This window comes from Brevibacterium sp. (assembly GCF_022712115.1).
Taxonomy (GTDB): Bacteria; Actinomycetota; Actinomycetes; order Actinomycetales; family Brevibacteriaceae; genus Brevibacterium; species Brevibacterium salitolerans.
In genome coordinates this window covers 1-6,987 of record NZ_JALAHB010000028.1, presented here as the reverse complement: position 1 = coordinate 6,987, position 6,987 = coordinate 1, and the positions used below count along the sequence as shown (strand labels likewise).

The 6,987-nt window shown below is 65.7% G+C and carries 8 protein-coding genes; all 8 read right to left on the bottom strand.

Going from position 1 to position 6,987, the window contains the following annotated elements; all coding sequences use genetic code 11:
• Positions 1-564 precede the first annotated feature (564 nt).
• The 8 genes from Q0A33_RS16540 to rpmH all read right to left on the bottom strand — a co-directional run bounded on the left by Q0A33_RS16540 (position 565) and on the right by rpmH (position 6,430).
• Positions 565-1,503: a ParB/RepB/Spo0J family partition protein gene (locus tag Q0A33_RS16540; protein ID WP_363316514.1), complete on the bottom strand. Its 939-nt coding sequence runs from the start codon at positions 1,501-1,503 to the stop codon at positions 565-567.
• A gap of 556 nt (positions 1,504-2,059) precedes the next feature.
• Complete coding sequence (locus Q0A33_RS01255) at positions 2,060-2,956, bottom strand: AAA family ATPase (RefSeq protein WP_291791964.1); 897 nt, start codon at positions 2,954-2,956, stop codon at positions 2,060-2,062.
• Positions 2,957-3,146: 190 nt separating this feature from the next.
• On the bottom strand, positions 3,147-3,788 hold the full coding sequence (rsmG, locus tag Q0A33_RS01250) for a 16S rRNA (guanine(527)-N(7))-methyltransferase RsmG (RefSeq protein ID WP_291791958.1): 642 nt from the start codon (positions 3,786-3,788) through the stop codon (positions 3,147-3,149).
• Positions 3,785-4,429, bottom strand: coding sequence for a R3H domain-containing nucleic acid-binding protein (locus tag Q0A33_RS01245; RefSeq protein WP_291791955.1), 645 nt, complete (start codon positions 4,427-4,429; stop codon positions 3,785-3,787). The genes rsmG and Q0A33_RS01245 overlap by 4 nt, the downstream gene beginning before the upstream one ends.
• Positions 4,430-4,469: 40 nt before the next feature.
• The gene (yidC, locus tag Q0A33_RS01240; RefSeq protein ID WP_291791952.1) at positions 4,470-5,462 is read right to left on the bottom strand and encodes a membrane protein insertase YidC; all 993 of its coding nucleotides are present in this window, start codon (positions 5,460-5,462) and stop codon (positions 4,470-4,472) included.
• A 53-nt stretch (positions 5,463-5,515) separates the two neighbouring features.
• Complete coding sequence (yidD, locus tag Q0A33_RS01235; RefSeq protein WP_291791950.1) at positions 5,516-5,845, bottom strand: membrane protein insertion efficiency factor YidD; 330 nt, start codon at positions 5,843-5,845, stop codon at positions 5,516-5,518.
• A gap of 61 nt (positions 5,846-5,906) precedes the next feature.
• Positions 5,907-6,266 carry a ribonuclease P protein component gene (gene rnpA, locus Q0A33_RS01230; protein ID WP_291791947.1) on the bottom strand — a complete coding sequence of 120 codons (360 nt, stop codon included), beginning with the start codon at positions 6,264-6,266 and terminating at the stop codon, positions 5,907-5,909.
• Positions 6,267-6,292: 26 nt separating this feature from the next.
• Positions 6,293-6,430 carry a 50S ribosomal protein L34 gene (gene rpmH, locus Q0A33_RS01225; RefSeq protein WP_291791945.1) on the bottom strand — a complete coding sequence of 46 codons (138 nt, stop codon included), beginning with the start codon at positions 6,428-6,430 and terminating at the stop codon, positions 6,293-6,295.
• Positions 6,431-6,987 lie beyond the last annotated feature (557 nt).

Sequence of the window (6,987 nt, the reverse complement as noted above, 5' to 3'; positions counted from 1 at the left end):
GCAGCGGCGGGTCGCCCGCCGCGCCCCGGATCCCCGGCAATCCTGCCGTCCGCCCCGCCCGCCGCCACGCTCTCACGCTCACCCGCTCACACGCTCCCACGCTCACACGCTCACACGCTCTCACGCTCACACGCTCACACGCTCACACGCTCACACGCTCACACGCACACACGCTCACACGCTCACACGCTCACACGCTCACATAACTGTGTGTACTCGAGCTGCCTGCCAGCAGCAAGTCGGCCGCACAGCACGGCATCCACACGGACTACGGCGCGAGGGACCATGGAGTGCGACAGTCGTGCTTTGCTGCTCCCCCATCCACGCGAGAACCTCTCACGTCCTGCACCGCCCGCGTGAAAGGGAGCGCATCGCGGACGGGTGACTTTGTTCTATCGGCTGATGGCGTCACTTCCTCATCTCCGCGGATACACGGGACTTAGCCGAGTGCGAGCGCATATGACAGTGGCCGGGGCACTATGCCCCGGCCACTGCGTTCACGACACGCTCCACCATGAGCGTGCACCGGCTGTGTCGACTACTCGCTCTGCGAGGCTGAACGACCTACTGTGAGATGCCCAGCAGCTCGAGAATGCGCTTGAGATCGGCCTGATCGGCGAACTCCACGGAGAGCTTTCCCTTGCGCTTCCCCATCGTCACATTCACCCGCGTCTCAAGGCGGTCCCCGATGCTGCGGGCGAGCTCAGTCAGGGCCGGATCCGCCTCCTTCGTTCCACGTGAAACGGCTGGCTTCTCCCCGCGGTTGAGAAGGACTACCGCCTCCTCCGTAGCACGCACCGAAAGGCCTTCAGCCACCACTCGCTGTGCAAGCACCTCCATCTGCGCAGCGTCATTCAGGCCCAGGATCGCCCGCGCATGTCCGCTGGACAGCACACCTGCTGCCACACGGCGCTGTACCATGGGAGGAAGCTTGAGCAGCCGCAGCGTGTTGGAGATCTGCGGACGAGAGCGACCGATACGGCCGGACAGCTCCTCCTGCGTGCAGTCGAAGTCCTCGAGCAGCTGCGCGTAGGCGGCCGCCTCTTCCAGCGGATTGAGATCCACGCGGTGGAGGTTCTCGAGCAGCGCATCGCGAAGGAGATCGTCGTCCGAGGTCTCTCGGACGATAGCCGGCACGCTCGTACGGCCGGCCTCCTGCGACGCGCGGAATCGCCGCTCACCCATGATGAGCTCATACTTCGCAGGATCATCGCTGCGTCGTCGCACCACCACGGGCTGCAGCACACCGATCTCGCGAATGCTGGTGACAAGCTCCTCAAGCGCGTCTTCGTCGAAGACCTCGCGGGGCTGGCGGGGATTGGGGCGGATCAGTTTGATGGGAATCTCACCGAAGGTGGTTCCCGGAACCGGAACGAGCTCCTGCTCGTCCCCCGTTCCACGTGAAACGGCCCCGGCGGCTTCTCCTTGATCCACAGCGGCATCCACAGCGGTTTCCACCGGATTATCCACAGTTGCCGCAGACGGTGTGTCCCCTGTATTCACGGGGGAAGGCTGCGCTGCGGGCCCTTCGCCGACGACGCCTCTATCAACAGGCTCAGTCACATCCCGCACACGCTGAGCCGTGGACGTGGAGGCCTTCTCCGACTCGGCTTCTGCGGCAGCTGCCGCCTTTCCAGCAGCCGTCGCTCCCTTACCGGCAGCCCGCTGCTTGGCAGTTCCGTTCGACGCCGCGCCGGTCTTCGGCTTCGCGGCGGAGGCCTTCCGCGAACCGCCGGACGCCTTCTGCTCAGGGCCTGCGGTCTCCCGCGCAGAATCGGTCCTCTTCGTCTGCCCCTTCTCTGAGGCCCCGGAGGCGGCGCTCTTCCCCGTCTTCGCCGGCGCCTTCTTGGGCGCCGCGGTCCGGCGTCCCGCCTGCGCACGCCGCATCGACTCGGCAGGATCCGCCGACCGTCGCGGTGAGCTGCCCTCGGCCTCGGACCCGTCGGTCACAGCTGCTTCGTCGCGCTCACTGCGAGGGAAGAAGACATCAGCCGGCCTCCCCGTCTCAGGGGTGGGAATCAGGGACCCCAGGCCGCGCCCGAGGCCGCCCTTCCTCTTCTCAGCCATTGGCTGCTCCTCTCAAAGAGATCTCCTCCGCAGCTTCCCTGTAGGAGAGCGCGCCGGTAGAGCTCGGTTCATAGGTGATGACTGTCTTGCCGTAGCTCGGCGCCTCGGAGATCCGAACCGACCGCGGGATGACGGTGTCGAGGACCTGCTCGCCGAAATGCGCTCGCACCTCTTCCGCCACCTGGGCGCTCAGCCGGGTGCGCCCGTCGTACATGGTGAGCAGAACCGTGGATATCCACAGCTCGGGATTCAGATGCTGCTGAATGAGCTGGATGTTCTTGAGCAGCTGACTCACTCCCTCCAGGGCGTAGTACTCGCACTGGATCGGGATGAGAACCTCACGGGCAGCCACGAAGGCGTTGACGGTGAGCAGCCCGAGGCTGGGCGGGCAGTCGATGAGCACATAGTCGACCGGGTTGCCCTCGGCTTCCCTCTCACGCAGGTACTTCCCGAGCGCACGCTGGAGGCGCAGTTCACGTGCGACCTTGGAGACGAGTTCGATCTCCGCCCCGGCGAGGTCGATGGTGGCGGGCACGCACTTCATCGTCTCGAAGTCCGGCGCTTCCGCCACCACCTGCGAGATGTCGTAGTCGTCGATCAGCACCTCGTAGATGCCGGCGACCCCGGTGGAATGCTCCACACTCAGCGCAGTGCTGGCATTGCCCTGCGGATCGATGTCCACGACGAGCACTTCAAGACCGTGATACGCAAGCGCAGCAGCCACGTTCACCGCCGTCGTGGTCTTCCCCACGCCGCCCTTCTGGTTGGCGACGGTCAGGATCCGCGTCTCAGCGGGTTTGGGGAAGGTAGTCGACGCCAGGCGCTCGGCTCGCATGTTGTCTCGTGCGATCTGAGCGCCGAGCGGAGTCGACTCGTCCATCACAGGCATGTGGATCACTCCGCGTTCGTTCGATGTGGGGTACCCGGTCATTCTACTCTTGAGGGCAGGCGGTGAATCTTCTGTGGCCGGTCCCTGTTTCACGTGAAACAGGGACCGGCCACAGAAGATTCACCGCCCACAACGGATAGTACGATTATCGGTATATATGCCCTTCGTTCCCGTAGGGGGTGACGTCACATCAGCGCCGGCGCAGCTCCACCACAGTGGTCGGAACGTCGAGATGTTCACTGCCCAGACGATGGAAGACAGGTCCCTCGAGCCTTCTCTTCCGGATGAGCTTCGCCGCCTTCTCCGCCTCCTCAGGAGCGCGCTCCCCCTTGATGGCGAGGATGCGCCCTTCAGGCGCCAGGACGGGCACCGTCCATTCGATGAGCGTGGAGAGGCTCTTCACGGCGCGAGCCGTCACGACCGTGAACATCTCCTCGTCGACGAGCTCCTCCACGCGTGCGCGGACGATCCGGACGTTCTCCACACCCAGATCGTCCACGACCATCTGCAGCCACTCCACGCGGCGCTCCATGATCTCCACGAGGACGAAAGAGACGTCGGGACGAGCCAGCGCCAGCGCGAGCCCGGGCAGTCCTGCACCGGATCCGATGTCCCCCACCTCGTCGCCGGCCTCCAGGAGCTCTGCGAGCACGGCACAGTTGAGGATGTGCCGCGTCCAGATCCTCGGCACCTCCCGGGGGCCGATCAGGCCCCATTCCACGCCCGTCGTGGCGAGATGCCCGGCGTATCGCTGTGCGAGGGCAGTGCGGTCGCCGAAGAGCTCCGTCACGTAGGCGGGCATCGCTTCGAGCGGTTCTGCCTCCGCGCTCATGCCGGCAGCACGACGACGTGCCTGCCGTCGCCCTCGCCCTCGGATTCGGAACGCAGTCCGGCCGAGGCCACGACGTCATGCACCACCTTGCGCTCAAAGCTGTTCATCGGCTCCAGGGCGACGGCTTCACCTGTCTCCTGCACGGAGTCGACAGCCTTCTGCGCACGGGCGCGGAGATCGTTCCTCCGGCGATCGCGATAGCCGTCCACGTCCAGCATCAGCCAGGAGCGCTGACCGGTCTGTGCCTGCACCGTGAGCCGGGTGAGCTCCTGCAGGGCAGTGAGGACCTGTCCGTCTGCGCCCACCAGCTTCCGGAGGTCATCTCCGCCCTCCTCGTTCACCACCGCGACGTGTGCGCGACCGTCCACCACGTCGATGTCGATGTCACCGTCGAGATCCGCGATGTCCAGCAGCTCCTCGAGGTAGTCGGCGGCGATGTCGCCCTCCTCTTCCAGAAGTTCGGTTCTGCTGCGCTTCGCCTCCTGCGCCCGGCCGTCCGGGCCGCTCTCCCCTGCCGCTTCCGCGGCGCCGCCCTGAGCAGCATGCTCCCCGGCGGTCACCGGGGCTTCCTGCGGCACATCAGCGGCACCGGGCACGGATCCGTGCCCGGGAGACTCCGGTGTCTTCTCGGCGTCGCTCATGATCGTCCCTTCGTGGAGGTGGCCGCTCACACGGCTCAGGTCACTTCTTGCGCTTCTTCTGCTTCTGCTTCTGGCGCTTGGCGCTGACAGGCTGCTGGCGCTGGCCGCCGGAGGTGCTGCCCGTGGTGCTGGCGTTCTCGGGCTTCATCTCGATGGGCTCGGAACCCGGCAGGGGGGACTTCCCCCTCTTCGCACGGCGCTCCATGAGCTCACGTTCGGCCTGGGAACCGGGGGTGGGCATGTTCCGGATGATCACCGTCTGCTGGCCCATCGTCCAGCCGTTGGAGATGACCCAGTAGATGAGGACGCCCAGGGGGAAGTAGATGCCGCCGATGCCGAAGACCACGGGCATGAGGTAGAGCATCATCTTCTGCTGCTGCATGAACGGGTTGTTCAGAGCGGCTTCCGACATGTTCTTCGTCATCATGTGACGCTGCGTGAGGAACTGCATGCCGGCCATGAGCACGATGAGCACGGCGGTGAGGATCCGCACGGCCCAGGCGTTGACATCGGTCCCCGGATCCAGGAACGAGGCAGAGAGCGGGATGCCGAAGACGGTCGCGCCGTCCATCTGCACCGCGAGGTCGCGGGTCATGCCGCCCACCGGGTTCATCTCGCCTGCGGCCACCTGCGGCACGTGCATGATCACACGGAAGAGGCTCAGGAAGATCGGCATCTGCACCAGGAGCGGGAGGCAGGAGGCGAACGGACTGGTCCCGTGCTTCTTGAAGAGCGCCTGCTGCTCCTCCACCATCGCCTGGCGGGAGAACTGGTCCTTCTTCCCCTTGTACTTCTGCTGGAGGCGCTGGATCTCCGGCTGGATCATCTGCATCTTGCGCTGCGACTTGATCTGCCGGACGAAGAGAGGGATCACCGCCGCACGCACCACGACGGTGAGGCCGGTGATCGAGAGCACCCACGTCCATCCTCCCGCCGCATCCATCCCGAGCATGGTGAATAGCTCATGGAACAGGGCGAGGATCCACGCCACCACCCACTGGATGGGGTACAGAATCGTATCGAAGAAGCCCATTCACTCTCCTCGGCCCTCTGAGACCAGTGCTCAGCAGTGCCATCATCGTGTCGCTACCGCTTGTCCATTCTGCCATTGTCCGGCTCGTCGTCCGCCTCGACGGACGGGGCCGTGGGCCCGGCAGCGGCCCAGATGGCTCGGCTCCTCGCATGAAGCACCGAACCCTCCACATGATCCACTCCGCCGGAGGACAGAGGGTTGCACCGGAGCACGCGCCACGTGGTCAGGACGAATCCTCTGACCGCACCCTTGACCTCGAAGGCGTCGAGAGCGTACTTGGAACAGCTCGGATAGTACCGGCAGACATCGCCGTAGAGCGGCGAGACGAGGCGACGATAGGCTCGCATGAACCATACGAAGGGCATGCGGGGCGCGAGCCGCACCCCATGCAGAATGCGCGCACGCCGGCCCGAGGGCCACACCGGCAGGGAGGACTCGGTGTCCTCATGCCTCCGCACGGGAATCCTGCCGCCGCCGTGCCCTGCGCAGCGCACGCTCCAACGATCCCGTCAGCTGCGTCCAGTCCGCCTCCGCGGCGGCCGGCAGTGCGCGCACCACGAGGAGCTCACCCGGCTCCAGCGCGGAGAGGCGCGACGCGGCCCAGGCCCGGGCCCGGCGCTTGACCCGGTTCCGGACCACTGCGTTGCCCACGGCCTTGGATACGACGAATCCCACGCGCGGAGCGTGGGATTCGCGGGTGTGCGCCAGGTGAGCGATCACATGTCCGCTGGTCCCCTTCGCTCCGGTGCGGAATGCGGTCCGGAACTCCTGGGGATCGCTCAGACGGTTCTCACGAGGCAGCACGAAGCCTCAGCCTCTCGTCCGCTGATTCAGGCGGAGAGGGCGCTGCGGCCCTTGCGGCGGCGCGATGCGAGGATCGCGCGGCCGGCACGGGTGCGCATGCGCAGGCGGAAGCCGTGCGTCTTGGCGCGCTTGCGGTTGTTCGGCTGGAAGGTGTGCTTGCTCACTTGTCTAACTCCTACGGTCTTCGCGGGCGCGGGGCGCCAGCGGGTGCGGTTCCGCTGAACAGGGGGATGAGCCGAGAGTCCTCGGCACTCCATTCCTGCGTCGAGGGAGACACGGGGAAGTTCGCACACACCGGAGTACTGGGAGTACTGGCCCACAACACAGGACACTCAAGCATAAGGGCCTCCGGGTGCAGCGGTCAAAACCGCCCAGGATCCGCCTCTCTCGCGGGGTCGCCCCACTCCAGCCCACTCCGGGGAACAGTCCGCGGGCCCGTTGCCCACAGCCGCCTCGGGCCATGTGTCCCACAGGCGTCCACAGTGCGTCCGGAAGGTTATTCACACGCCGCGTGAACAGCTCCGTCCACAAAGAACGCCCATGTGATTTCCACATGCTTGCCCACAGATGTGGATGAATCCGGGGATGCCTTCGTCAGTTTGCACATTCTGTGGAAAACTATGTGGACGCTATGCACCGCTCTGCCCACAGGTGTGGATGGAGTTCGCTCACAGGCGGTGTGGACAACAGGCTTCTGGGAGGACGACCACGGTGGACACCG